The sequence below is a fragment of the Pedobacter ghigonis genome (genome assembly GCF_903166585.1).
Classification (GTDB): Bacteria; Bacteroidota; Bacteroidia; order Sphingobacteriales; family Sphingobacteriaceae; genus Pedobacter; species Pedobacter ghigonis.
Window position 1 is genome coordinate 127,155 of the sequence record NZ_CAESCM010000007.1, and the last position, 25,501, is coordinate 152,655.

The 25,501-nt window shown below is 41.5% G+C and carries 17 protein-coding genes; 8 read left to right on the forward strand and 9 right to left on the reverse strand.

Translation table 11 applies throughout. The annotated features are described in order from the left end of the window. The first annotated feature begins 27 nt into the window (after window positions 1-27). Entirely contained in the window at window positions 28-1,455 is a 1,428-nt protein-coding gene (locus HWV58_RS12085) for a Gfo/Idh/MocA family protein (protein WP_175634344.1), read from the forward strand. Window positions 1,456-1,549: 94 nt separating this feature from the next. Here the strand turns inward: HWV58_RS12085 and HWV58_RS12090 are convergent, their stop codons facing one another. Then, entirely contained in the window at window positions 1,550-3,907 is a 2,358-nt protein-coding gene (locus HWV58_RS12090) for a family 20 glycosylhydrolase (protein ID WP_217706989.1), read from the reverse strand. A gap of 9 nt (window positions 3,908-3,916) precedes the next feature. Next, window positions 3,917-6,121, reverse strand: a complete 2,205-nt coding sequence (locus tag HWV58_RS12095) for an alpha-galactosidase (protein WP_175634345.1) — start codon at window positions 6,119-6,121, stop codon at window positions 3,917-3,919. A 367-nt stretch (window positions 6,122-6,488) separates the two neighbouring features. On the opposite strand from HWV58_RS12095, the gene HWV58_RS12100 reads away from it, so the two are divergent. Then, the gene (locus tag HWV58_RS12100) at window positions 6,489-6,692 is read left to right on the forward strand and encodes a hypothetical protein (RefSeq protein WP_175634346.1); all 204 of its coding nucleotides are present in this window, start codon (window positions 6,489-6,491) and stop codon (window positions 6,690-6,692) included. Between the two features lie 79 nt (window positions 6,693-6,771). Here HWV58_RS12100 and HWV58_RS12105 read toward each other — a convergent pair whose 3' ends face one another. Beyond that, on the reverse strand, window positions 6,772-7,215 hold the full coding sequence (locus HWV58_RS12105; protein WP_175634347.1) for a pyridoxamine 5'-phosphate oxidase family protein: 444 nt from the start codon (window positions 7,213-7,215) through the stop codon (window positions 6,772-6,774). 488 nt (window positions 7,216-7,703) lie between these two features. Here HWV58_RS12105 and HWV58_RS12110 point away from each other — a divergent pair, with 488 nt between their 5' ends. From HWV58_RS12110 to HWV58_RS12130, 5 genes are all read left to right on the forward strand, one after another. After that, window positions 7,704-9,149: an alpha-L-fucosidase gene (locus HWV58_RS12110; protein WP_175634348.1), complete on the forward strand. Its 1,446-nt coding sequence runs from the start codon at window positions 7,704-7,706 to the stop codon at window positions 9,147-9,149. A 128-nt stretch (window positions 9,150-9,277) separates the two neighbouring features. Next, window positions 9,278-9,616 (forward strand): L-rhamnose mutarotase, encoded by a 339-nt coding sequence (locus HWV58_RS12115; RefSeq protein WP_175634349.1) that lies wholly within the window; start codon window positions 9,278-9,280, stop codon window positions 9,614-9,616. Window positions 9,617-9,620: 4 nt separating this feature from the next. Then, window positions 9,621-10,874: an L-fucose:H+ symporter permease gene (fucP, locus tag HWV58_RS12120; protein ID WP_175634350.1), complete on the forward strand. Its 1,254-nt coding sequence runs from the start codon at window positions 9,621-9,623 to the stop codon at window positions 10,872-10,874. A gap of 15 nt (window positions 10,875-10,889) precedes the next feature. Then, the gene (locus HWV58_RS12125) at window positions 10,890-11,897 is read left to right on the forward strand and encodes an aldo/keto reductase (protein WP_175634351.1); all 1,008 of its coding nucleotides are present in this window, start codon (window positions 10,890-10,892) and stop codon (window positions 11,895-11,897) included. 20 nt (window positions 11,898-11,917) lie between these two features. Then, a complete protein-coding gene (locus tag HWV58_RS12130) occupies window positions 11,918-12,934 on the forward strand; it encodes a zinc-binding alcohol dehydrogenase family protein (RefSeq protein ID WP_175634352.1) in 1,017 nt (338 codons plus the stop codon). Between the two features lie 152 nt (window positions 12,935-13,086). Here HWV58_RS12130 and HWV58_RS12135 read toward each other — a convergent pair whose 3' ends face one another. From HWV58_RS12135 to HWV58_RS12150, 4 genes are all read right to left on the reverse strand, one after another. Then, window positions 13,087-14,001: a pentapeptide repeat-containing protein gene (locus HWV58_RS12135; protein ID WP_175634353.1), complete on the reverse strand. Its 915-nt coding sequence runs from the start codon at window positions 13,999-14,001 to the stop codon at window positions 13,087-13,089. Window positions 14,002-14,218: 217 nt separating this feature from the next. Then, a complete protein-coding gene (locus HWV58_RS12140) occupies window positions 14,219-18,568 on the reverse strand; it encodes a PAS domain S-box protein (protein WP_175634354.1) in 4,350 nt (1,449 codons plus the stop codon). Window positions 18,569-18,813: 245 nt separating this feature from the next. Beyond that, window positions 18,814-20,016, reverse strand: coding sequence for a sugar transferase (locus HWV58_RS12145; RefSeq protein WP_217706990.1), 1,203 nt, complete (start codon window positions 20,014-20,016; stop codon window positions 18,814-18,816). Continuing rightward, window positions 20,016-20,420 (reverse strand): response regulator transcription factor, encoded by a 405-nt coding sequence (locus HWV58_RS12150; RefSeq protein WP_175634355.1) that lies wholly within the window; start codon window positions 20,418-20,420, stop codon window positions 20,016-20,018. The genes HWV58_RS12145 and HWV58_RS12150 overlap by 1 nt, the downstream gene beginning before the upstream one ends. Before the next feature lie 445 nt (window positions 20,421-20,865). Between HWV58_RS12150 and HWV58_RS12155 the strand changes: the two genes are divergently transcribed. Then, window positions 20,866-23,130, forward strand: coding sequence for an ATP-binding protein (locus HWV58_RS12155; protein WP_175634356.1), 2,265 nt, complete (start codon window positions 20,866-20,868; stop codon window positions 23,128-23,130). 52 nt (window positions 23,131-23,182) lie between these two features. Here the strand turns inward: HWV58_RS12155 and HWV58_RS12160 are convergent, their stop codons facing one another. Together HWV58_RS12160 and HWV58_RS12165 are read right to left on the reverse strand one after the other, a co-directional pair. After that, window positions 23,183-23,917: a glycosyltransferase family 32 protein gene (locus HWV58_RS12160; protein WP_175634357.1), complete on the reverse strand. Its 735-nt coding sequence runs from the start codon at window positions 23,915-23,917 to the stop codon at window positions 23,183-23,185. Continuing rightward, the gene (locus tag HWV58_RS12165) at window positions 23,914-25,440 is read right to left on the reverse strand and encodes a lipopolysaccharide biosynthesis protein (RefSeq protein ID WP_175634358.1); all 1,527 of its coding nucleotides are present in this window, start codon (window positions 25,438-25,440) and stop codon (window positions 23,914-23,916) included. Before HWV58_RS12165 ends, HWV58_RS12160 begins: the two co-directional genes overlap by 4 nt. Window positions 25,441-25,501 lie beyond the last annotated feature (61 nt).

Consider the following 25,501-nt stretch of genomic DNA (forward strand, 5'->3'; position numbering starts at 1 on the left):
TATTCAACGCCATAACCAACATATAATATGAGCGATAGTAATTATTCCAGAAGAAAGTTTTTAACACAGGCCTTACTGGCTTCGGCCGCGGTGGCTGCACCAGGTTTTCTATTTGCCAAGGGTCAACCTATTCCCCGTTTTGCAGCGGGAGAAAAAGTAAACCTGGCTTGTATCGGCATTGGGAATCGCGGTGGCGAAATTATTCGTGAACTTTACAACACCGGATTAGCCAATATTGTTGCTTTATGCGATGTAGATATGGAAGCGCCACACACGCTGCCTATCTTAAAAATGTTCCCAAATGTGCCCCGTTTTAAAGATTTCAGACAGATGTTCGATAAAATGGGCAACCAGATTGAAGCTGTTTCTGTTGGTACGCCCGATTTTTCGCATTTCCCGATTACCATGATGGCCATAGGTTTGGGTAAGCACGTATATGTTGAAAAACCAATGGCCCGCACTTTCAACGAAGTTGAATTAATGATGAAAGCCGCTAAGAAAAACCGCAAAGTGGTAACTCAAATGGGTAACCAGGGGCATTCTGAAGCCAATTATTTTCAATATAAAGCCTGGGTAGATGCCGGGATTATTAAAGATGTTACCGCCATTCCCGCACACATGAATTCTCCACGCCGCTGGCACGGCTGGAACCCCAAAATTACGGCTTTCCCGCCGGCAGAAACTCCGCCATCAACACTCGACTGGAATATCTGGCAAATGCAAACCCAGGGACATGAATTTAACAAGGATTTCGTAAATGGCCAATGGCGCTGCTGGTTCGATTTTGGTATGGGTGCTTTGGGCGATTGGGGTGCACATATCCTCGATACTTCACACCAGTTCCTCGATCTTGGCCTGCCTTATGAAGTTGATCCGGTTAAATTAGAAGGCCACAATAACTTCTTTTATCCGATGTCTACAACCCTATCGTTCAAATTCCCTAAACGTGGCAGTATGCCTCCCTTAGAGATAAAATGGTATGATGGTATCGATAATCTTCCACCTATACCTGCAGGTTATGGGGTACAAGGCCTCGACCCAAATATCCCGCCACCAAGCAACGGCGCAGCTACCACTGCTAAACTAAATCCGGGCAAGATTATTTATGGCAAAGATTTAACTTTTAAAGGTGGTTCGCATGGCAGTACTTTGTCTATCATTCCCGAAGAAAAGGCAAAAGCAATGGCTTCCAGCTTGCCAGTTGTGCCACCAAGTCCGTCAAACCACTTTGCCAATTTCTTAAAAGCTTGTAAAGGTGAAGAGAAAACACGTTCATCTTTCGATATTGCTGGGCCGTTAAGTCAGGTATTTTGCCTGGGCGTACTTGCCCAATGGACAGGTGAAAAAATTGTGTTCGACAGAAAAAAGAAAATAATTACCAGCAGTAAAAATGCAAACGAATTGCTAATTGGCCCACCACCACGCCAGGGATGGGAACAATATTACAAAGTATAATTGCTAAGTATTAAAAATAGAAAAGCCGTTAAATCTTGCGATTTAAAGGCTTTTCTATTTTGTTTATCTACTCAGAAAACCATGCATTTAACTATTATAAACCTGCAATGGTTGTTTCATTTAATCGCTTATTATAAACTTTGAGCCCTGAAACCAAACCATAGCTGCCTTTATTTGCATCTCCAATATAATTTAAAGGAAATACCAGCGTTTGCATGCGGCTTATTTTACCTTCGGTATTGGTAAAGCTGATTTTCTTACCTTCCATTTTTTGAATCAGCTTTCCGTCTACGTAAATCCAGGTGCCTTTTTCATTTCCGGTAATGACAAGCTTATAAGTCTTATCAGCAGCAAAAGTAAAATCGAAAACATCGGTATAATTTTCGCGGCTAAAACCCAATTTTAAACCATCCTGATTAAGCAGGTAAACATTTGCATTTTCAGATTTAAACAAGGAAACACTATCCTGACTTGTTGCCGGCGTGTGCAAAGTGAAGGCAACACTATAAGGATAGCCAATTTCTTTTAAAGGTAACTGAAAAGGTTTGGCTTGTTTTGTGGCCAAAGGATGCTGATAAACCAATGAATCTGTACCAACGGTGCGCACAACAGCACGCATATTTAAACCAGGACCTTCGCCAATAGCTGTAGCATTTTTAGCGAAGTTAGTCCAGTTGGATTGATTGGTTTTACCCGTCCACATTTTCTCTGCCAGTACCTGCATGGCCGGAAAAGACCTTTGATGTACATCTTTCATGGTAATTCCGTTTCCTACATGATCGTTCCATACGGCAAACATGCCGCCCCTGATTTTGGGATGCCCCATCAGGAATACAGCATTTCCGATCTGATTAGGTTCCCAGCTATCGTAAAGACGCTTAACATTCAGAAAATCGTAATAATAACCAGCGGCTGGCACAATATAAAGCCATCCATCGGGTGTACTGATCTGATCGTAGCCCAGGCGTACCATTTCTTTAGGCTCTGCGTAGCCATTGTACCAGGCATTCATGGTAACATCATCGGCAGTTACAGGTGTTGTGCCCTGCGCATGGGTTAAAGCGCCCCATAAGCGTACCCTTTTCCCAAAGCTTTTTACATAGCGGATATAATGATCGGTAAACTCCCTGAAGCGTTCTGACTCCTTTTTAGCATACTCATCAGTGCCAATATGCACTTCGGCACCCACAAAAACAGGATCTTTTCCGCTGATGTATTCTTTAAAAACATTGTCGATAACCTCGTAAGTTTTGGAATTAGCGATATCTAAATGATCCATTCCGTAGGCTTTACTGCCAATTTCCGGAAATACTTTGGTGAAGGCCAGCGAGTGGGCAGGCACATCAATTTCAGGTATAATGCGGATCCCGTACAATTGTGCCGTTTTCTGCAACTCCCTGAAATCGGCTTTGGTGTAATAGCCATCCTTAGCCGTTAAAGCCGGATATGTGCTGCTTTCCAGTCGAAATGCCGAATAGGTTTTATTCCAATCGTCGCCAAAAAACTGTTTAAAGCCATTATCATTCAAATGGATATGAAAATCGCCCATTTTATAATAGGCCATCATTTTGACATAATGTTTCAGGAAATCGAGCGTAAAAAATTTACGTCCCACATCCAATACAAAGCCCCTTACCTCGTATTTGGGATAATCGTGTGTTATACCTTTAACAATCTGGCTGTGCGCCGGATCTTGCTCCAGCAATTGCAAAATGGTTCTGGTAGCCCAAAACGCCCCTTTATAATACGGAGCATTAATTTGAAGGGTTTGATCGATATTAAGTGTATATCCCTCTTCTCCTAAATTTTGCTGTGCCGCATCCATATTGAGCACAATATCTCCAGTTTTTGCCTTACCACTGGCAATACTTAGGGCGCTAAAGCCGGTTAATTGCTTCAGGTCTTTCAGTAAAATTTCGGCGGCTGGTGTTAACAGCTTTTTAGCCTTTTGGTTTATGATGATCCTGCTGTTTGCCAGCAATTTGAAGTGTCCGCTGCCTCCCTTCCACTCCTGCAGTGATGGAATTACAAAAGGTTGTGGATTTTCACCGGTTTGCGGACGATATTTCCCTGTTACTTTAACGGTTTGCGGAAATTCGTAAGCGCGGTTATTTTGCGTATTCCTTAACCTTAATACCAGCTGAACTTCGCAATCGGTTAAGGGTTGATAAACTTTCCCCTTTAAATCGATTACAGGTTTTCTGCTCGAACCATAGAGCGAAAGCACATAGCCTGAAGCCGGTTTCGGCAATACGAACTGGTGGGTACCCGATGCCAGTTGATCGCTTATTGTTAAACCGGAAATTACAGCTTTAAATGCGGCAGTATCGGCAGCCGTTAGTTTTGCTTCTTCCTGAGCATAGGCTCCGGTACCTGTAAATAGTGCACAAATCAGCGCCCCTGTTATTTTCATGGCGCTGATTTGTTTATGTAGATTTGTATTAAATTTCATAGATTATAGTTATAGGGCAGAATGTTTGCTATTGGTTAGGCCTTCAATTACAAACCAGGTATAGCTTTCGGGTGCGATGCTGAAAGTGAGATCAATGGTGTAATCCCTGTTTAACTTGTAGTTTTTGAAGCTGCCTTCTTTTTCTTTAACCCTCGCAATATCGCTTAAGCCGGTATAATACAAGGGCACTTTAATGGTTCTAACTATTTTTTCTTTTGTTGGATTGTACAGCATCATCAGGCCTTTATCTTTCTGATCGGGGTTAACATGCAATATACCATCCCAATCGCGGCCATCGGCGCGGCGTAAATGGATTATATCCGAATTGAGGATATTCCGGTATTTTTTGTACCAGTTAATTACATTTATAACGGTTTGTTTGGTTTCTTCGGTATCATACAATCGCGGACCACGGTAACAAGCCTGCACTCCTGCCCCATAATACTGCATCATTAATTGCTCGTAATCTTTTAAATGTTCGGCCAGCGGCTCTAATGTTGCTGCGCTGCCGCCACCCTGGTATTGGGTAAGTGGTACAAAACCCCAGCCCATTGATGGTGTTTTTATCCAGGTTGCATCGTAAATATTCTGGCGGTTAAGCACTTTTTGATGGTCTCTTGGCAATGAAAAATTCACCTCCCTGTAACCTAAGGCAATTTTATGGGTTCCATCTAAGAAGTACCAGTCGGGTGCATTAATGTAAACCCCTTTTTCGTTTAACCAGGTGTACAATTCTTTCTGGATCTCCATTTGTTTCCATTGCGAATCGTCTAAACCTGTATGCCCGGGGTGTGTGGTTGAGGCACAAACATCGCCAGGATAAGGGCCGTCATTTTCCCAAATATCGAAACCAGTTTGGGTATAGAAATTCTTGATGTTATCTCTGTACCAAAGTCCCCATTTACTACCAAAACAAGGTGCATGACCAAAAAAGGCACCACCAGGTTTACCTGTTTTAGGATCAACTACATCATTATCAGAACTAATACTGCGTGAGCTAAATAAAGAATAACCGCCAATTTTAATGTTTTTACTGTGGGCATAATCGGCAAGTGTTTTCCATCTTTTAAGGTTTACCTGTGTAGTATCTTCCATATTTAAATTGCTGCCGAAACTAATAATTAAAGCTTCGTAACCCGTTGCTGCACATTGATCGATGGCGGTGCGCACCTGGTTTTCATTCCTGGCCACCAAATGCATAAATATCGGATTGGCAGAAGTCCATGGGGCTACTATACGGTACATTTTACGAACAGCCAGGCCACGACTTTCCCGGTCGTCTTTGTTCATTAGCAATTCGTGTGTGCGTATGGAGTTTAGCGTTGCGCCGGCTTTTAATTCAATTCCTCTGGCTTTTTCGGGGTAAATTTCTACCAGCACTGGTGTTTGGTAGCGGTAATGTACCTGAGAAGTATAAGTTGAATCGGGCTTCCAGTGTGTGGTTTGATCGCTGTTGGCATAATTCATGGAGTTATTAAATGCGTAATTGGTTTCAAAATATATTCCGCTGGGTTTCTTCATGATTTCGAAACTCCCTTCTACCGAGCTTTCTTCTTCAACCATGCCTAAAACCTCATTCACCACCTGATCTATTATAAATTGCCTGTTTCCTTTATTCTCTACTTTTAACGATTTCACAATTAAAGGAATACCATCGTAAATTTCGTAAACCACAGTCACTTCCAGCCCGCTAAGCTCTTCTGTTTGTGGCTTGTACAAAAAAGAAACGGTTTTACCTGTTGCAGGTTTGGCAGCCAATGACCAAAAGCGGCTACTGTTCCATTTCATGCGGGAAGTGATTGGCTTAACATCATAAGATACATATTTAAAATCGGTAGTACCCGCTTTAAATCCATCTACCCACACTGGCAATAAATAAGCTTTTTCGGTTTGGCCGGTCAACCCACCAATATTATAGGTTTTACCATTGATGGTTAAACGTGCTTCTTCCCTCACCGAACGTAACAATTGCTGCCCTGTGCTTAAATTGGTATAATCAGTACAGGCCAGATTAGGCGAAAGCCTGAATACGCGTTTTACAAGTCCGTTTTGTAAAACAATATCTTTCCCGTTGGTACTTTTAGTCACCTTTGCTTTTGCCGAAATTGGTTTAACCAGCCAATCAGGGCCTGACATAGTTTGTGTAAACGCCCTTTGCGTACCGCAAAAGATCAGTGGCGTTAACAATAGAATTTGTAATTTTCTAAGTTTCATTTTGTTGTGTTGTTTGTTGTTTCAAATAAATTTATAGTACTGCTGCTATTAAAATATTTATTGCTTACGCGGAGAAATATCGGGCTGCCGAAGGGCTATATATTTGGTTAATCAAATAGCGTTTTTTTATTGATTTGAATGTTTAATTATTTCGTCAAATCATTAAGCGATATTGGCATCAGCCATTTTATCTCATAAAATTGATCGTTTAGACTTAAGAAAATTAAAATTGAAGCAACTGGAAATGTGCATGATATTAAAATATCTCTGGCCAAAATCATTTACAGTTTCTTTTTTCCACAGGCTGTGTACAATTTTTTCAACTTGCCTTTAGCTTCAATTTATATCTTAGCTTAAAATTAACGACATGAGCCAGATTACAAGCGTAGAAGACTATAGAAAAGCATTATTAAGGATTAATCAGCTGATGAATAAAGGCAGTCAAAAGATTTCCTGCGAAGAAATGACTGAGATTACTACATTGAGAAGAATGGCAACAAATTACGAGAAGATGCGCTATGATTATAGCCAGCAAATAGCAAAAAGTGAAAGCGAAATCAGCCAGCTATAAAAATACCTGCACAAAGAAAAACAGACTGAAAGCTTATCAAGCAATCAGTCTGAAAAGAAGCTTAAAATATCAAATCACACTATAGCTCCGTGTGCTCTTCAAACCTTCCGGTTCCCTCTTTGATATTGATTTTATACACGATTATATTTTGATGTGCTCCTGCATCAATTCCATGCGAAGTTTCCTGCGAAGGCCGGTAAGTGAGCGGCATAATCCGGTGAATAATACCCTGCATGGCTTGTTGTCTTTCTTCGCCCTGCAGTTCTTTAAAAGTGCCCCATAAAATCACACTTTTCCACTTAAAGATATCTGCAATCTGGTCGACCTGGAAACATACCCGTGGATCTGCACGCAGCATATCGATTTTTTTACCGGGTCCGGAATGTGCGTAAATAGCGTTGTTCCGATACACATAATTAATAGGAACAATGTATGTTTCACCATCCTGATGGCATCCTAATCTGCCAATCACCTGGCTTTCCAGCAGGGAAATGATTTCCCCTTTATTTAAATCACCTAGCATAACAATTCTTTTTAAATGGTAAATTCTATGATTGAATTAAAGTCTCCTCTCTATTAGCGCCTTTTGCGAAAAAGCCAATCTAAAGGCTGTAAAACAAAGTTCATTTATTCGGAACAGAAATAAAATGACGATGATCATTATAAAAAGTAACACAAAATGCATAAAACCTGACAGGTAATATTGTGCTATCAAATTAATCGGATATAGGCTACAAATTATAAAAAATGAAGCTATGTACCAAACACACACAAAGCATAAAGTCGGATTTGTACAAAAAAAAGTCTTATTAGGCTAAATTTTATGGGGGTTTGCTGTTGTAATTTTGGCTATAACCAAATTAATCAATGTTCATTGTAAATAATAGCCACGCAACCAAACAAATCTGTTTTCTGTAACCAAAAGTAACTTTACATTAATAAACTAACCAAATACCAGTTGATTCTGGTGCTTCATTTTTTGATTGAACTCCGATTTATAAATAACCAATTATGAGAAAAATTTTAATAATCCTTTCTATTTGCGCCTGTAACATCTTGGTCAAAGCGCAGCAAAACCAACAAAAAAGCCTGCAACAACTTCAATCAGACTTTGTCGACTTGCGTTTTGGTGTAATGATGCACTTTAACATGGGTACTTTTACAGACGAAGAGTGGGCAAACCCAAATCAAGATCCCCAAAAGTTCGATCCTAAAAAACTTGATTGCAACCAATGGGCTAAAGCATGCAAATCGGCTGGTATGACATACGGTATATTAACTACCAAACATCATGATGGCTTTTGCTTGTGGGACTCAAAATATACAGAATATGATATTGGCAATAGTCCTGCAAAGCGGGATGTAGTGGCCGAATATGTAAAGGCATTCCGCAGTCAGGGATTAAAACCTTGCTTGTATTTTTCAATGTGGGACAGGCATAATGGTATAGAAAACGGAGGTACAAAACAGGAAGAATTTGTAATGAACCAGTTAACAGAGCTCCTTACCAATTATGGAGAAATTCCGCTTATTATTTTCGATGGCTGGAACTGGAAAATGGGGCATAAAGCCATTTCATATCAACGTATTTATGATCACGTTAAAAAATTGCAGCCCAATTGTCTGATCAGCGAGCACAATGGCAATGGTGTATTACAAACTGACATCATCTACTATGAAGGTCCAAAAGGCGTATATCCGCTCGGAAACAATATTTATGCCTCGCAAATGGCGCTTACATTAACCAACGGATGGTTCTGGCATCCGAGTTCGCCAAAAAATGTAAAAAGCGTAAACTTTACCCTGGATAAACTACAAAGAGTAGTTCCATTGTATTGCAATTACATGATTAACATCGGACCAAACCGCGATGGTCTTTTTGATGAGGAAGTTGTTGCACACCTCAAAGCGATTGGCAAATTGTGGAAACCATCCCAAAGACAAGCACTGCCACAACAACTACCTGTACCACGCTCCTACCTCGAGATAAAAAACATCACATCTTCAGCCGGAAAGGCATTTATTGAGCCTGAAGGTCCGGCTAAAACCGGATCGCCAATTAGTGCCCTGCTCAATCAAAACACCGCTTCTGTTACCATTGATGGTGTAAGCGATTTAGTTGGCGACCGTGGCGGCTTTGCGGCTTTTCAAACCTATTGGAAATTCGCTCCTGAAAAAGAACGCTACCTGATTCTCGACCTCGGCACTGAAAAGACCTTCAGCAAGTTTTACTACTTACCTACCCAACTGAAAGGTTACAGTGGTATTATTACCCAATACCAGTTATTTGTTTCTACTGATAACCAGAACTTTCGGGAGATTACCAACGATAGCTGGAGAAAAACCACGGATTTAAAAATTACCAGTTTTCCTGCAGTTAGTGCAAGATATGTTAAACTGCAAATTTTAACATCAGTTGAAGATGCAACAATCAGCGAGGTTGGTGTGGGCAACTAGTTGCTTACATCTGCCATAGTAAAATAACAAAACAAATAATTGTCCTGATTAACATGCCCCAGACTAAAGTCAGGGGCATTATTTAAACTATTCAGGGTAATTACTGATAATCACTATTGGAACGAAATATGAATAAAAGACAATGCTTCGCCCTTGATCTTAAAGAAGATCCATTGCTTATTGCCGAATATGATTTTTGGCATAAAAGTGCAAACGGATGGCCTGAAATCCGAAAAAGCATCATCGATAATAAAATACTGGATATGCAGATTTACCGTACCGGTAATCGGCTGTTTATGATCATGGAAACCAGCATCGATTTCAACATTGAAGAAAAGGCTGTACAAGATGCTGCTAACCCCAAGGTACAGGAATGGGAACAACTGATGTGGAAATTCCAACAACCCTTGCCCTGGGCCAAAGAAGGAGAAAAATGGGTATCAATGGCACTAATCTTTCAACTTTAACACTATGATACAAACCAACAAACAACAATTTGCTTTCGTGCTAATCACTTCATTGTTCTTTTTATGGGGTTTTGCATTAAATCTTAACCCAATACTGATACCGCATCTAAAAAAAGCGTGTCAGTTAACAGATAGCCAATCGGCACTGATAGATTCAGCATCATACATTGCCTATTTTTTATTGGCTATCCCGGCCGGTAAGTTTATGCAGAAATATGGCTACAAAGGCGGAATTATTGTCGGACTCCTGCTATTCGCCGCCGGCGCATTTTTATTTTATCCGGCAGCAGTTAACCGGCAGTACGGCTTCTTTCTGTTTGCCATTTTCGTAATAGCCAGCGGGCTTACCTTTCTTGAAACAGCTGCCAATCCCTATATTACCATTTTGGGGAACCCTGCCACGGCAACACAAAGGCTCAATTTTGCACAATCATTTAACGGACTTGCGGCTTTCCTGGCTCCATTGTTGGGTGGTATATTCATTCTTTCCGGAAAAACATTAAGCAAGGCTCAGGAAAAGGCCATGAGCCTGCCGGAATTAAACAATTACCTCGACCGCGAAGCATCATCTGTAAGGCTACCCTTTATTCTAATCGGAATAGTGGTGTCGCTGATCGTAATCCTGTTGTGGAAAACCAAACTCCCGGATATAAAAGAAGAGGAAAACGAATCGAACAAAGATGGCAGTATATTGAAGGAGAAAAACCTGGTTCTTGGCGTTGTTGCACAATTTTTCTATGTAGGTGCCCAGGTATGCGTAAGTAGTTTTTTTATCCGCTTCTCTGAGCGTGTGGCAGGCATTGAAGAGAAATCTGCAGCCTACTTTCTCTCGGGTGCATTGCTGGGGTTTATGCTTGGCAGATTCGTTGGCACCGCGTTAATGCGTTTGATAAGCCCGGCAAAATTACTGGCACTCTACAGCATCCTGAATATCCTGCTACTGATTACCGCTGCCTTTGTAACAGGTAAAACAGCAGTTTATGCGCTTATCGGGGTAGAGTTTTTTATGTCGATCATGTTTCCAACGATATTTTCACTGGCCATTCTGGGCTTAGGAAGTAAAACCAAGCAGGGCTCTTCCCTATTAATCATGTCGATTGTTGGCGGTGCAATTTTTCCTGTGATAATGGGTGCCGTTTCTGATGCCAGCAATATCCAGAAAGCTTATTTAGTTCCTGCAAGTTGTTTCTTTATCATTTTCTATTTCGCCATTAAAAATTTGAATGCAGGTAAAATTACACTAAGCACTTCACATTAATATAAATCCAGTAGTATGACATTCGATTTTCCAAAAGTAATTTTTGGCACCAGTTCCCTCGGTAACCTGTATACAGCGCTTACCATCGAACAAAAAAGAGAAATTGTATATCAGATTTTCAAACATGCCCCGCGTCCGCTGATTTTTGATTCAGCAGGAAAATATGGAGCAGGGCTTGCACTCGAAGCCCTGGCCGAATGTTTGGAAGGTTTGCACATCGATCCTGCAGATGTAGTGATTAGTAATAAACTGGGCTGGTACAGAACGCCGCTGCAAACGCCTGAACCAACCTTTGAGCCAGGTGTATGGCGCGATTTGAAACACGATGCCGTACAAAAAATCAGTTATCAGGGGATTATCGACTGTTTTGAGCAGGGCAACTCGCTTTTGGAAAAATACAAACCCAAAATGGTTTCTGTGCACGATTGCGATGAATACCTCGCTACAGCGCAATCGCCCGAACATAAGCAAGAACTTTATAATCATATCATAGCAGCTTACAGGGCTTTACAAGACCTGAAAAAAGAGCACAATATCTTAATCGGTGTGGGGGCAAAAAGCTGGAGGGCAATTAAAAAAGTAGCGGAATATGTAGAGCTTGATTGGGTAATGTTTGCCAACAGCATGACCATTAAAAGCCATCCGGTTGAGCTCATTAAATTTATGCAAGATCTGAATCAAAAAGGGGTCAAAATCATTAATTCAGCCGTATTTCATGCCGGTTTTCTTACAGGTGGAGACTATTACGATTATAAGCTGGTAAAAGATTCGGAAGAAGATTTGAAACTCATTAAATGGCGTAATGATTTCTTTGCGCTATGCAAGCAGTTTAATGTAAAACCTGCATCAGTCTGCATACAATTTGCCCTGGCAGCGCCAGGGGTAGCCAGCATTGCATTAAGTACCTCCAATGCAGCCAGGATAAAAGAAAATATCGATATGACCGAAGAAAAAATACCAGCTCAATTTTGGCAGGCCATGAAAGATCAGGCCTTAATTGCTGATTATGTAAAATTCATTTAAACACACACAATTACCAATTTATGAAAGCTTTAGTTTGTTCAGAACCAGGCCAGTTTTATTACACCAACAAAGAAAAACCAGAATTAAAAAAGGGATGTTCGATCCTCAAAATAAAAAGGATAGGTATTTGCGGAACAGATCTCCATGCTTATGAGGGTACGCAACCATTTTTTAGCTATCCCCGCATTCTTGGTCACGAACTTTCAGGCGAATTAGTTGAAGCAGAAGGGGCGACAGGTTTCAAAATTGGAGAAAGCGTAACATTTATCCCTTATTTTAATTGTGGCCGCTGCATTGCATGCAGAAACAATAAACCGAATTGCTGTACCCGCATTAAAGTCTGCGGAGTTCATATTGATGGTGGCATGGCCGAATATCTGCTTGTTCCATCATCTTCCTTAATACATGGCGAAGGCCTTAGTTTTGATGAACTGGCCCTGGTAGAACCTTTGGCTATTGGGGCGCATGGGGTACGAAGGGCAAACATTACCCATGGCGAATTTGTACTGGTAATTGGTGCAGGCCCCATTGGATTGGGAACCCTTGCGTTTGCAGGCATTGCCGGAGCCCAGGTAATTGTAATGGATATTAATGATGACCGTTTGCGCTTTTGCAGGGAAGAATTCAAAATTAAGCATACCATTAATGCCCTAAATGATGATTTAACCGAAGCTTTGATGAAAATTACAAATGGAAGTATGCCTACTGTTGTAATTGATGCCACGGGAAATCAAAAAGCCATTAACGGTGCTTTTCAGTATATGGCCCATGGTGCCCGTTTTTTAATGATCGGCCTGCAAAAAGGTGATATATCTTTTGCCCACCCAGAATTCCATAAGCGCGAAGCCACTTTAATGAGCAGCCGCAATGCTACCCGCGCAGATTTTGAACAGGTAATTGCAGCCATGAAAAGTGGTCTTGTAAATCCGAAAACATATATCACCCATCGTACAAAATTCGACGAGGTGGCACATGAATTTGAAAACTGGCTCGATCCTAAAAACGGGGTAATTAAAGTGATGATTGAAGTGGATTGATGAATAATTTGGAATAATTACCACTAAATAAAATTCAAAAACAGCTATTCAGATCCACTAAAAAGGGAAACTGAAGGTTTCCCTTTTTACCTTAGCACATAAAAGGCATAATAAATTTATTTACAGCAAATTAAAGCGATGAGATAAAAGTATTAAATCAGCTTAACTCCCCCCAAATTTGCACCCAGTCCTTTTAGCGAAGCATAGGTTAACTTATCTATTGATGCGCCTTCAAAACAGATTGTTTTTATCGCACGATAATATTTATTGGTTAATGCAAAAGTTGAACGGAAGGAGACATTTTTAAGCGAAGCTCCTTTAAAACTTACCTCATTCAAGGCCGCATTATGGAACATCACTCCATTAAAAACCTGATTATCCAGCTTAAGTCCGCGCAAATCTGAATAGTCAAAATCTACTCCTTCAAAGCTGCAGTTTGTAAAAACAGTTTCCCGAAGATCCGTTTTGCTAAATTTTACGCCCGTTAGTTTGGCATCGGCAAATCTTACGCTGACCAACCCCAATGCATAAAAGCTTGTATTGTTCAAAATGGCCTTGTCAAATTTCGCTCCTGTTAGCTCACTGGCCGAGAAGTTGCAAGTGCTGAGATCAGCTTCCGTAAAATCAGCTTCCTTTACATCACTACCAGAAAACGAACTTCCGGTAAGGTCTGCGCCAGTAAAATCGGCACCACAAAGATTGCTCCCGTTAAACTTTAGCCCGTGTGCCTTAACGCCGGCGAAATCACTTTTGGCCAGATCATTGCCACTGAAATTAGTCAACAATCCAGGTTGTGGAGTACTCAAATTGTGCTCTGCCGCTAATTCGATTTGAACAGTCTCGTTATTGGAATCTGAAGAAGAAAGTCCTTCAGAAAAATAGTTGAGGTCGACACCCAGGATGGTTGCCAATTGGTTTAATGTAATGATATCCGGAAGGGATTCTCCCCGCTCCCATTTGCCTACGGCCTGAGGGCTTACAAACACATGCCCAGCCAATCCGGCTTGCGACATGCTTACTTTTTTTCTTGCTATGGCAATTTTATTGCCGATCATTTTTGTATCCATACTAATTTCTTTTTTAATCTTTCGACAGCTCAAAATTAGTGAGGCCATTCCTCCAAATCAGTAAAAAGATGGCGCTTTTTAGTTGTATTTACGCTACTTTTTGTTGTATTCCGGCAACCAATAGTAGTTTTTAGTTCCGGCCAGTATTATCTGTTCCTGAAGTTAATCAGAATGGCATTTTTAACAGTTTTTTTAAATGCAAGTTTGCAACAATTGGCTACCCTTTATCCTCCTGAATATATATCTGCAACGAAGGGATAGTGGAAGTAATCCCATCTCTTAATTCAGCTACTACTTCCGAGAAAGCGACAAAATCAGAACAAGCAGTACTTTGCAGTTTGCCGATGATCCTGGCCAGATTTTCCAAACCTGCAGAGGTTGACATCCCGTAAAGCCGGTGTGCCAGCGAAATCACCATTTCGCAATCTGCAGGCCGAATCTCCTTATCCAATTCACGAAGGGCAGCATGAAGCTGATCGATAGTTATGCGAATGATCTTGCGCAATTTCACACTATCGCCTTCAAAATAAATCGCCAGCTTACTGATGTCAAAAAGGTCCCGATTTATGTTATCAACATCCACTTCATTCGAAAAGGAATCTGCCGGGCGTACCAGCCACTTATCGAGTATTGCCGCTATATGTTCTTCTAAAACCGGCTTGGTAATAAAATCGTCCATTCCTGCTGCAATGCTTTTCTCGCGCTCGCCCATCACGTTTGCGGCGGTAAGGGCAATAATAGGAATCCGAGTATTTTCCTCCAGCGATCTTATTTTCCTTGCAGATTCATATCCGTTCATTTCGGGCATCTGTATATCCATGAAAATAAGGTCGAAGGTTTCATGCTGAAAAAGACTGATGCCCAACACGCCATTTTCGGCCTCTGTTACCACGCTATTTGGATAGAGTTTTTCAAGTAGAGAGCGGGTCAGGAACCTGTTAACTGCATTATCTTCGACGATTAAAAACCGGTATGCATGGCTTTCTTTTAAGGCAAATAACGTTGCATCCTGCCGGTTTTGATAAGATGCTTCCCGTGTTCTTATTCTTGTCAGCGCAAGATAAAGATCGTTCATTTTAATCGGCTTAAGCAACCTGTTATCGATTCGAAGATCGTTACAGGCTTTAATTATCTTTCCATCATCAGATGAGCTGTGCAAAAGGATTAACGGAATTTCGCCTTCATCAGCAGAAGGGAAATTCTCCCTGATCTTGGCCGCAGTTTCCAGTCCATCCATATACTGCATGTGATAATCCAGTAAAATGGCATCATAAACTTGCCCTGCTGCCAGCAATTGCAGCGCCTCGAAACCATTTTTTGCCTGATCGGAGGCAATATTTTTCAGCGCAAGCATGTCAGTCAGTATCTGCCGGTTATTGTTGTTATCATCTACAATGAGTACCCGGCTGATGCTTTCCATTCCCATCCATTCAATCAGGCCACCTTGTTCCGACCGCAGGTTCACATCAAAATAGAAGGTACTTCCCACACCCGGCTCACTCTCCAACCGAAGCTGGCTGTCCATCATATTCAGCAGTTTATTCGAGATGGTGAGGCCCAGTCCTGTGCCGCCATATTTCTTTGTAGTTGAGGAATCTTCCTGCGAGAATGCCTCAAAAATCTTCACCTGTTTGCTTTTGGCAATTCCGATGCCGGTATCTCTGACCGAGAACCTCAGCAAGTGATTGCCGCCATCGTTCTGCAGCGTTTCGATTTTAAGCTCTATTTCGCCTTCTGTGGTAAATTTTGCCGCATTGCCCAGCAAATTAATCAATACCTGTTTCAACCGCAGCGCATCAGCCCATATAAACCTCGGCAGGTCGGGATGAAGATTAAGTAGCATTTCCAGGTTTTTGGTATGGATCTGATAATTGGTAATATCGCTGGCCTGCCAGGCTAGGTCGTACAAATCGCAGCGATCTATATCAAGTTCAAACTTGCCGGCTTCAATTTTGGAGAAATCAAGGATATCGTTGATAATCCCTAATAAGGAATTGGCCGACTGGTGTACGATTTTAAGGTATTGTTGCTGCGTACTATTGAGCTGAGTTTTCAATACCAGATCGGTAAAGCCAATTACACCGTTTAGTGGCGTTCTGATCTCATGACTCATATTGGCCAGGAATTCGGATTTGGCAAAATTGGCAATATCGGCGCGTAACCGTGCTGCAGTTAGTTCCTGCCGGTGTTGTACCGCTGCAGAAATATCGTGCGTAAAGATCATCATTCCACCGATTGCCTTATCGGCTTTGTACCATGGGGTCATCTCCCAGGCAATATGCTGTAAGCCGTTATTTATCGGATCTACATATATATCTTCATCTTTTTTGATGGTTCTGCCCTTTAAAACTTCCTGATGCACAGACTTGCGTTCCTGAGAAAGCTCGGGGAATACCTCATAATAAGAATAGCCTTTTATGTCGCCTTCAATCTGGGTATAAGCCTTTATCCAGGTGCGACTTGCAATTAAAAACTGCATATTATTATCTACCATGGCCACCGATGCCGGTGCATTCTCGATAAAAGCAATCAGCAATGCTTTTTCCAGGGCAAGTTCCTGCTGGATTGTTTCTTTCTGGGTAATATCGATTGATATTCCTAAATAACCTATCGTATCGCCGTTACTGCCTTTGATTGAGGTGATAGACAATGAAACCCGTACCCTTTTGGCATCTTTGGTAATAAAAGTAAAAATCCTCTCCCTTTCCGGACTATCGGCACACTGCGCATAAAAACCGAAGCCAGTTACTTCATTTTCTGTAGTGGCGCTAAAATCAGCACAGATCTCCGAAACTTCCTGCTCGTCATGAAACATGATGGGTGTTTGTTTTCCGACCATTTCTTCGGCTGTATAGCCCAGCATGCGTTCGGACCCCTCATTAAATACTGTAATTGTTCCATCGAGGTCGGTTGCAATGATACTCACCCCCGTAGCTGCCGAAAGTACCTCATCAAGCAGTTTTTTAGATTCGATAACTTGAAGCTGTGCACGTTTCTGCTCATCAATATCCTGCATGGTACCGTATATCCTTACCGGAACACCATTTGCCATTTCGGCTTTGCCAATAGCCCGAACCCAAAGATTACGACCGTTAAAATCGACAATCTGAAGTTCCTCATCCCACTCTTTCCCGGTGCTCAGACATTCATCAATGGCTTGCAAAATCCGGTCTCTGTTTGGACCCGGTTCGTAAAAAGCCACGGCATTGTCTATCGTAGGGATAAACCCTTCGGGTACGCCATGTATTTCGCAGGTTATTTTTGACCAGTGTAAATGCTGATCTTTAAGATTCAGCTCCCAGCCTCCAATTCTTGCCAAACCACTGGTTTCTTCGAGCAGATCTTTGATATGGATAAGATCGGCCTCCAGTTTTTTCTGATCTGTAATATCAACCGCATTCCCAACTATATAAGGTTCGCCCTGAAGGTCTTTTTGCAAAATATTTGAATACAACCATAAGCGCTCCTCGCCCGATTTACGCTTAATGATCATGTAGCCCGTAGAATGTCCACGTTCAACTATATCGAACAAATACTGACGTAAATTGGCATGCCTTTCGGCGGGAATGATATCGAAAAGGCTTTTTTTAATCAATTCAGATCTTCTGTAGCCTAGCGATCTGGCTCCTGCAGGATTCAGCGAAATCAGGTTGCCATCAACATCGTGCGTACACATCAGCCCCTGCGAGCTTTCAAAAAATGCCTTTAACTTTTGTTCGCTAACTTTTAAGGCATGGTTCTTTTCCATCTCGGCGGTTACATCCCTGCCAATTGCGAATACATCGCCATCCCTTTCCTCAACAGTGGCCGTCCATTCAATCATCCTGAATCCGCCATCCTTTATGGCTATCTGATGGGTAGGATCTTCCTCTTGCGTACGGTTTATCAGATTTTTCCAGATTTTGCCCGCTTGTTCGAGTCCGGCTGCCGGAACAATATCGAGCAGTGTTTTTTGCCTGAGTTCCTGCTCTGTCCATCCCAGTTTGATATCGAAACTGGTGTTCATCCGCTTAAATTTCAAATCCTTATCCAGAATACAGATCAGATCGTCGGAATGTTCGAAAAGCAGGCCTATATTTTTGTCTTCAATCTTTTTTACACGCTCCTGAATGAGCGAGCTGATTTCTTCGACCAGTAGTGAAAGTAATTTTTGCTGGGTTGAGGTAATTTTTTTAGGTAACGTATCCATCACCGACAAGGATCCGAGCACTGTACCATTATTATCTGTTAGCGGGTAAGCTGCATAAAATCTTATTTCCTCTTCACTACCTATCGCTGGATGATCCTTAAAACATTCATCATCGAGTATATCGGGAATGATCAAAGCTCCGGTAGCAGCTAAAGGATAATTGCACAAAGGCAAAACAGCCTTAAGCTCCTTAGCATTAAGGCCCTTTACTGCTTTACACCAGTGTTTGGTGCCATCTGAAAAGGAAATTAACGAGATCTTGCTTTCACAGATTAAGGCGGCCATTTCGGTAATCCTGTCAAAATCACTTTCCCGGTCTTTCCCTATTATTTCGTAACTGTAGCTTTTCCTTAAACGTGCGGTTAGATCTTCTTGCATTCCAATATTTTATATGTTCAACGGCCACAGATCAGCTCAGCTAATCAACCTTTCCTTTCAGCGGCTAACTGCACCAGGGCCTCTGTAGCGCTTGTGCCTACAGGGTTTATCAATGGTGGTTAGTCCTTAAATATCAGAAAAAAATAGCAGGTATAGCACATCCGGTTTTCTTTTTATGGGTTTATTTTTACTTGCAACCGGATAGGTTAGCCCATTACCTGTCCCCATCCGCAAGTTGTTTGCCATTATACGTTTTCTTTCTGGAAAAGTGCCGGTATGGTTTTTAAAATAAGCCTGATATCGTTCCAGAAGCTCTGCTTCAATGCGTAGGTATTATCGAGTATTAGCCGCTCTTCTTCGCTCATTTCTCCCCTTCCGCGTTTTTCTACCTGCCATAAACCTGTTATGCCGGCTGGTGCAGCAAACCTCAGCACATATTTATCTGTAGTTAGTTTCTCGGCCTCATAAATGGGCAATGGCCTGTTCCCCACAATACTCATATCGCCTTTTATAACATTCCAAAGTTGCGGCAATTCATCTATACTGGTATTCCGGATAAAATTACCAACCCGGGTTACCCTCGGATCGTTCGCGATTTTAAAAAACGCTGACCCGCTTTTTTGCGAACTTAAATACACATCATCCTTTTCGCACCACTGTGCTCCATCAGCATAAACAGGATACTGGCATTTGCCCTGTGACATGCAGGAGCTGCAAAGTGCAAATTCTGTTTTACGGGTTTCCTTTTTTTCCTGATCAACATCGTATTGATTCAAATGTTTGAGGTCTTTAATCTTTTGATCAGCATTAACATACATTGACCTGAATTTATAAAAACGAAAAACTTTGAAACCCGTACCACTCCTCAACGAGTAATAAAATACCGGACCTTTTGATTCTACCCATATCGATATGGCTACGAGTAAGAATAAGGGAAACAGCAAAACCAGGGCTAATCCGGCAAAAAACACATCAAACAAGCGCTTGGCAAAGCCGATATGATAAACCGGCCTGCTGGTTACTTTCACCTCACGGTTAAGGGAAGTCCAATTGTTAACCAGAAATACAAGCCGTTTTTCGAGGCGTTCTTTTTCTACCGGCACTCTGAAAACATCAGAAACGCCAGCTGTTAAGGCCAGTATCCTTAAATTTGCATTAAAGTACCTTACAACCAGAAAAAAAGGAACTGAAGGCATTTGTCTTTTTTTAAGCGTTTCGAGCAGGGAAAGTCCACCGTTCGATAGAATTTCGCTATTAGAAATCACAGCGGCAACGTTTAGCTGCTGCTCCGTCCATTCCTGTACAAGCCTCAATCCATTTTCAAAACGAACGATCTGCATATCGCCAAAATTGCACGCATCAAAATCAACGTACTGAAAATCCCTTTCAAAACCTACGAGGGCAATTACCGGGTTATTCATTTGGTCGGGCTTCACCGCATGCTCCATTACGAAAGATTTTTACCTGCGCGCCTTAATACCATTTTTATCCTTGCCTCGAGTTCTGCCGGGTTAAAAGGCTTAATCACAAAATCGTCTGCCCCTGCATCAAGGCATTTAATCCTTTTATCCGAGCTCTCCTCACCCGATAAGATCATAATCGGAAGGGAATGGAAGAAATCGCTCACTTTTAATTGTTCAATCAATTCAAGGCCGTTCATGTTCGGCGTATTCAAATCAGAAATAATTAGGTCGGGAATATTGCCACTTTGCAGGAAAGTTAACGCACTCAGGCCATCAGGCCGTATATCTATCTGGTAGTTTGCAGTGAGGATCTCCTCGAGTATTGCTTGCATAAACTCATCATCCTCAACCAGGAGTAAGCGAGTTTTAGGGTTGTTGGTTTGGGTCATGATAGGGACTTGTTGCAACGCATTGATTTTCTATAAAACCGATTCAGAAAAGATAATAGTTAAACAATTCTAGACGAAAACGGTTTTCTCTACTATCACTAAAGTCAGTTTTACAATCAAAAATGAAAACTGAAATTTAAATGACAGTAGTCTGTATTTGATGATATCAATGTCGTTGTACAATTATAAAAAAAAATCAGATTAATCCCTATTATTTTCCCTAACGTTGAAAGAATAAATAAAACACTGGAAACGAGTCATATATTTTACAAAAAGCACCAAATTTACTGTATCAGAAAGCAGTTAAACCCTGTACGGATAGCCATACCGCGGCGTAATCCGTACATTATGAGCAACAATCGGGCTTTTAGATACTAAATTCGTTCAGGTGCTGTATTAGCGGGTTATTTTTTTATAAATTTAGCCTGTTATTAAATCTATCTTGATGAACAGCTTTTCCTTATCCCTTGATCACGCCCAATTGAGCAGGCTTTTTCCTTATTTTATCTTGCTAGATAGCGATATGAAGATATTGCATATTGGCGATAAACTGAAAAATATTTATGCCGGCTGTGAGAATGGGAACCTGTTTGATTATTTTGAACTTTCTGAATTTAACGGTAAAGGGCAGCTTCCGCTGGGAGAAACATTTCTCATCAGCCCAAAGCATACAGGCGGAAAAATAAAGGGTAGCTGGGAAAAATCTGCAGAACAGGAACTATTATTTTTTGCCGGCGCAGATTATATCGAAAATGGGCTGGGCACGATAAACGGTAAAAACAACGCTACAGCGGATGCGCTTCCTTTGCCCAACACCCACCATTTCGACAGGATCCTCGGCAATATGGGCTTTGGTTTTATAGAGATGGATGCTGCAGGCAGAATAAAATATGCCAATAAACGTTTCTGTACCTTGTCTGGCTATGCGATCGATAGCATGTACCAGCAAATGCCGGATGTGCTGTTTAGCAACGATTTTTTCGCGGCAGATTATACAGATGAGGATTCGGAAGAAACAGATGCTGAATTACACGAGATTGTATTTACCGATGCTCAGGGCAACCAAAGACTATGGCTGGCCGGCCGTGCGGTAAATTACAATGAAAAGAACGAAAATACAGGCTGGACAAGCATCTGCTTTGATGTTAGTGAGCACAAAAGCTTTGAGCAGGAACTGATTACAGCCAAGAAAGATGCAGAACGAACCGCTACTATTAAGGCTATGTTTTTGGCCAATATGAGCCACGAAATCAGAACGCCGATGAATGCCATTATCAGCATGGCTAACCTGCTTTCTAAAACCACGCTTACCGAAGAACAGGATTACTATATACAAACAGTACAAACGGCTTCAAAAAGCCTTCTGGTTATTATTGATGATATTTTAGACCTCTCTAAAATTGATGCAGGAAAGCTTAACCTGGAGCACATTGGCTTTAGCTTACCAATGGTATTTAACGAAGTAATGCAGGTAGTTACCCACAAGGCAGTAAAACGAGGCCTGGAAATCAATTACCTTCCGCCAGCGGATATTGAAATATCGTCGGTACTGATTGGCGACCCTTACCGGATTACCCAGGTGGTACTTAATTTAATGACCAATGCCATAAAATTTACCGAAAAAGGTTCAGTCCTGTTAACGGCTATTGTACGGGAAGATAGCGAGGCTTACCAGGAAATTGAAGTTTTGGTGAAAGATACCGGAATTGGAATGGATCCTGAATTTTTAAGCCGCCTGTTCGATAATTTTAGCCAGGAATATGAATCTGTAACGCGCAAATATGGCGGCACAGGTTTGGGCATGAGCATTTCGCAAAAATTGGTTGCACAAATGGGTGGCTATTTTAATGTAAAAAGCGAGAAAGGCCAGGGCTCTGAAATTTCCTTTGTTATTAAACTCGAAAAAGGCAAAACAACCGATGTACCTGCAGAAACTAAGGTTACCCACAACGAAGATTTATTTGCAGGGCGCAAAATCCTGATTGTAGACGACAACGAAATGAACAGGCTGGTGGCCAGTACAGTTTTACTGGGCTATGGTCCGCAGGTAATGATTGCCGAAAATGGCGAAATAGCCCTCAAAATGCTTAACGAAGAGGCTTATGATATCATTCTGATGGATATACAGATGCCTGTTCTTAACGGCTATGATACCACCAAAGCCCTCAGGGCAGGTGGATATACGGGCGTAATCATTGCACTTACTGCCTCGGCCATTGAAGGTGAAAGGGAGAAATGTTTGGCTGCCGGAATGGACGACTATATTACCAAGCCTATAAATGAAGAGCTGCTGATTGGCGTGATTGATAACTGGATTCAAAAAACTGCTACACCGGTTACTGCTCCAGATATCGATTTACCATTGTATAACCTTGACGGGTTACGTGTAATCAGTAAAGGGCGTGAGGATTTTGTAACGAAAATGATCGAAATGTTTTGCGGACAGATACCAGATACCTTAAAACAGCTTAATCAGGTTAGTGCCGATGGTGACCATGAACAGTTATCTAAACTTGCCCACAAGCTCAAATCCACCATCGATCACCTGGCGATTTCACCGCTTCAGCGTACTATAAGGGAAATTGAAGCAGTAGATGAGGGAAATATTCCGGCTCCTAAACTGGCTGAAATGATAGCGGAAGTAAACGATGTACTTAACCGGGTATTGGCCGAACTCAGTGAAGAAATTGCCATCAGAAATAGTCAATAAACCAAGCCTGACAAAACACACATTGAGCAATTTAAACGGAATCCGGGGAATCTCAGCGCCCCAGGAGCTTCCTGTATATTTTAGACAGCGAATCGGATACTCTTTTCCCCAATAACCGGTTGGATAGTTTACCCATAAGGCTATAATCAGCATCAGAAATCCACGAAGCTGCGAAATGATGAATGCTGTAGGTATTCGCTGTAATTTTTAGCTTCAGTGTTTTCCAGCTTTTGGGGCTAAAAAACTCACTGGGATAAACAGTACAATAGCCATCAAGCTGCTGAAAAGAATTATTTAACTGCAATCCTTTTTCTGCTTTCATAAACGCAGTGATACTTTCGGTATTCGGCATGGTATCGGGCTTTCCGTTTGCCAGATAAAAGCTCCTGTTGTTGTAATAAGCCAATAAATCATTCACCCAGTTGCTATCCTTCATACTTCCCATAATTGCTGATGAAAGCAAAAGATTATCTTCAAATCCGGTAAAGGCTGTATTGCCAAGCATGCCCTCATCCAGTGGTTTTAAAAACTCCACATCCGTATCGAAATAAATGCCGCCCATGTTTTTCAAGGCATATAAGCGGCAAACATCCGAAACGAAAGCAAATTTACGCTCGCGGTAAGCCTCTGCGCTATACTGGTAACTGTTTACGTCAAAATTCTCCTCATTCCATTCTACAATGCGATAATCGGGAAGGTATTTTTCCCAGGAAGCCAGGCAGTTAAGCACCAGCTCAGGCTTTTCTCCTTTGCCAAACCAGCAATAGTGGATTATTTTTGGTATCATAACTTCACTTTATTTAAGACTTTCCTGTAACCTTCTGCTAGCGTAACCCGGTCAAACTGCATAAATAACGTAATCACAAGCAGAATCAGACCAATTAGCACGCAATTGAGGACAAAGGTAAACCACGATGTAACCGTAATCAACCCCATGCTTCTCCACCCATAAGTTATCGCAATCAGCAATGTAAAACCTGCTAATCCCCTCACAATCTTAAAAAAGAAATAGCTTCTTTTCTCTTTCAGACAATGTGCCGCGTAAATGGGTGTAAAAGTAAGGTGACTGAATACACCGCTTATTGCTGCCGCAACCGGAATGGCATAGATCCCCAGGCTGCTGTACAGGCAAAGCAATATCACCAGTACAAAATTTAACACGGCAATAAAAATGCCCCAGATCGAAGCTATCCTCAGTTTATTGGTGATGATAAAAACATGATGTACTGTTTCTACTGTGCCATGTACAATGAAAGGCAATAAGGTTATCACCGAAAGCAGGTGAAGCGCGCTTGAATCCTGGGTAGGCAGCCATAGCCTGAAAAAATCGCCACCATACACAAAAAATACAGCCAGGGGCAATAGTACAACCATAAAAATAGCCTTAAACGATAAGTTAAGGGTACTCTTAAGTTTCCCCATATCTTCCTGGGCGTAGGCTTTTAGCATTTCGGGTAGAAATATGGGCACAACAATTCCAAGCAGGATATAAATGGCGTTGGGTATGAATTTGGTTAATGAAAGAAAACCCATGCCCGAGGCACCAAAAAAGTGGTTGGCAATTAATAAGTCCAGTTGGGTATTGATTACATTCGACAGGGCAATGATAGAATTCCACATGCCGAAGCCAGCAATCAGCGAAAGTGCACTCCAGGAGAAAAGCGACCTGTCGATTACCACTTCGGGGAGGAGCCTTTTGGTAAGCCTGTAATTTGCAAAACACATGTAAATTGCCGTTAACACCGTAACCAGTCCCAGAAAATAGATTTTAGGCTTAAAAAGATAAAACAGAAACGCAACTGCACAAAGTTTCACCACATTAGATATAATGTTGATGTAGGCGAGCTTATCGAATCGGTTGACGGCAAATGCAGCGACAGAAAAAACAGCTGAAGAGACATTGATCACCAGACTGAAGAAAATGAATACAAACAGTAAGCGCACATCATCAAAAAGACCAGGCGGAATATCGAGTATATTGTTAATGAACAGACAAAATAACGCGCTCAATACAATGAAACCGAGCGATATCAGCATATTACCAAACAAGATGGAGTTGAAATAAACATTCACTTCCCTTACATCTTTTTTCTCGAGGCTGATGGTGATATACCGGCTCGACATGGAGTTTAATGCAGTTGTAATAATCCCTGCATACATCACAAAGTTATTGGAAAGGGGAAAAAAACCATAAGCCTCTTTACCCAGGTGCGCCACAATGTAAGGTGTAAGAAAGAAAGAAATCCCTACGCCCGAAAGTGCACTAAAAAAATTGGAGACCAGGTTAACAACAAAACGTCTTCTATCCATATCAATAGGTGCCCTAAAGTAATGGTTTTATTTGAATATCATCGGTGCCCGAATGCATTAT

What these genes read in the sequence shown, in the direction of transcription:
- HWV58_RS12085 (WP_175634344.1), top strand. Translation starts at nt 28, where the DNA reads ATGAGCGATAGTAATTATTCCAGAAGAAAGTTTTTAACACAGGCCTTA.
- HWV58_RS12090 (WP_217706989.1), bottom strand. Translation starts at nt 3,907, where the DNA reads ATGAAATTTAATACAAATCTACATAAACAAATCAGCGCCATGAAAATA.
- HWV58_RS12095 (WP_175634345.1), bottom strand. Translation starts at nt 6,121, where the DNA reads ATGAAACTTAGAAAATTACAAATTCTATTGTTAACGCCACTGATCTTT.
- HWV58_RS12100 (WP_175634346.1), top strand. Translation starts at nt 6,489, where the DNA reads ATGAGCCAGATTACAAGCGTAGAAGACTATAGAAAAGCATTATTAAGG.
- HWV58_RS12105 (WP_175634347.1), bottom strand. Translation starts at nt 7,215, where the DNA reads ATGCTAGGTGATTTAAATAAAGGGGAAATCATTTCCCTGCTGGAAAGC.
- HWV58_RS12110 (WP_175634348.1), top strand. Translation starts at nt 7,704, where the DNA reads ATGAGAAAAATTTTAATAATCCTTTCTATTTGCGCCTGTAACATCTTG.
- HWV58_RS12115 (WP_175634349.1), top strand. Translation starts at nt 9,278, where the DNA reads ATGAATAAAAGACAATGCTTCGCCCTTGATCTTAAAGAAGATCCATTG.
- fucP (WP_175634350.1), top strand. Translation starts at nt 9,621, where the DNA reads ATGATACAAACCAACAAACAACAATTTGCTTTCGTGCTAATCACTTCA.
- HWV58_RS12125 (WP_175634351.1), top strand. Translation starts at nt 10,890, where the DNA reads ATGACATTCGATTTTCCAAAAGTAATTTTTGGCACCAGTTCCCTCGGT.
- HWV58_RS12130 (WP_175634352.1), top strand. Translation starts at nt 11,918, where the DNA reads ATGAAAGCTTTAGTTTGTTCAGAACCAGGCCAGTTTTATTACACCAAC.
- HWV58_RS12135 (WP_175634353.1), bottom strand. Translation starts at nt 14,001, where the DNA reads ATGGATACAAAAATGATCGGCAATAAAATTGCCATAGCAAGAAAAAAA.
- HWV58_RS12140 (WP_175634354.1), bottom strand. Translation starts at nt 18,568, where the DNA reads ATGCAAGAAGATCTAACCGCACGTTTAAGGAAAAGCTACAGTTACGAA.
- HWV58_RS12145 (WP_217706990.1), bottom strand. Translation starts at nt 20,016, where the DNA reads ATGGAGCATGCGGTGAAGCCCGACCAAATGAATAACCCGGTAATTGCC.
- HWV58_RS12150 (WP_175634355.1), bottom strand. Translation starts at nt 20,420, where the DNA reads ATGACCCAAACCAACAACCCTAAAACTCGCTTACTCCTGGTTGAGGAT.
- HWV58_RS12155 (WP_175634356.1), top strand. Translation starts at nt 20,866, where the DNA reads ATGAACAGCTTTTCCTTATCCCTTGATCACGCCCAATTGAGCAGGCTT.
- HWV58_RS12160 (WP_175634357.1), bottom strand. Translation starts at nt 23,917, where the DNA reads ATGATACCAAAAATAATCCACTATTGCTGGTTTGGCAAAGGAGAAAAG.
- HWV58_RS12165 (WP_175634358.1), bottom strand. Translation starts at nt 25,440, where the DNA reads ATGGATAGAAGACGTTTTGTTGTTAACCTGGTCTCCAATTTTTTTAGT.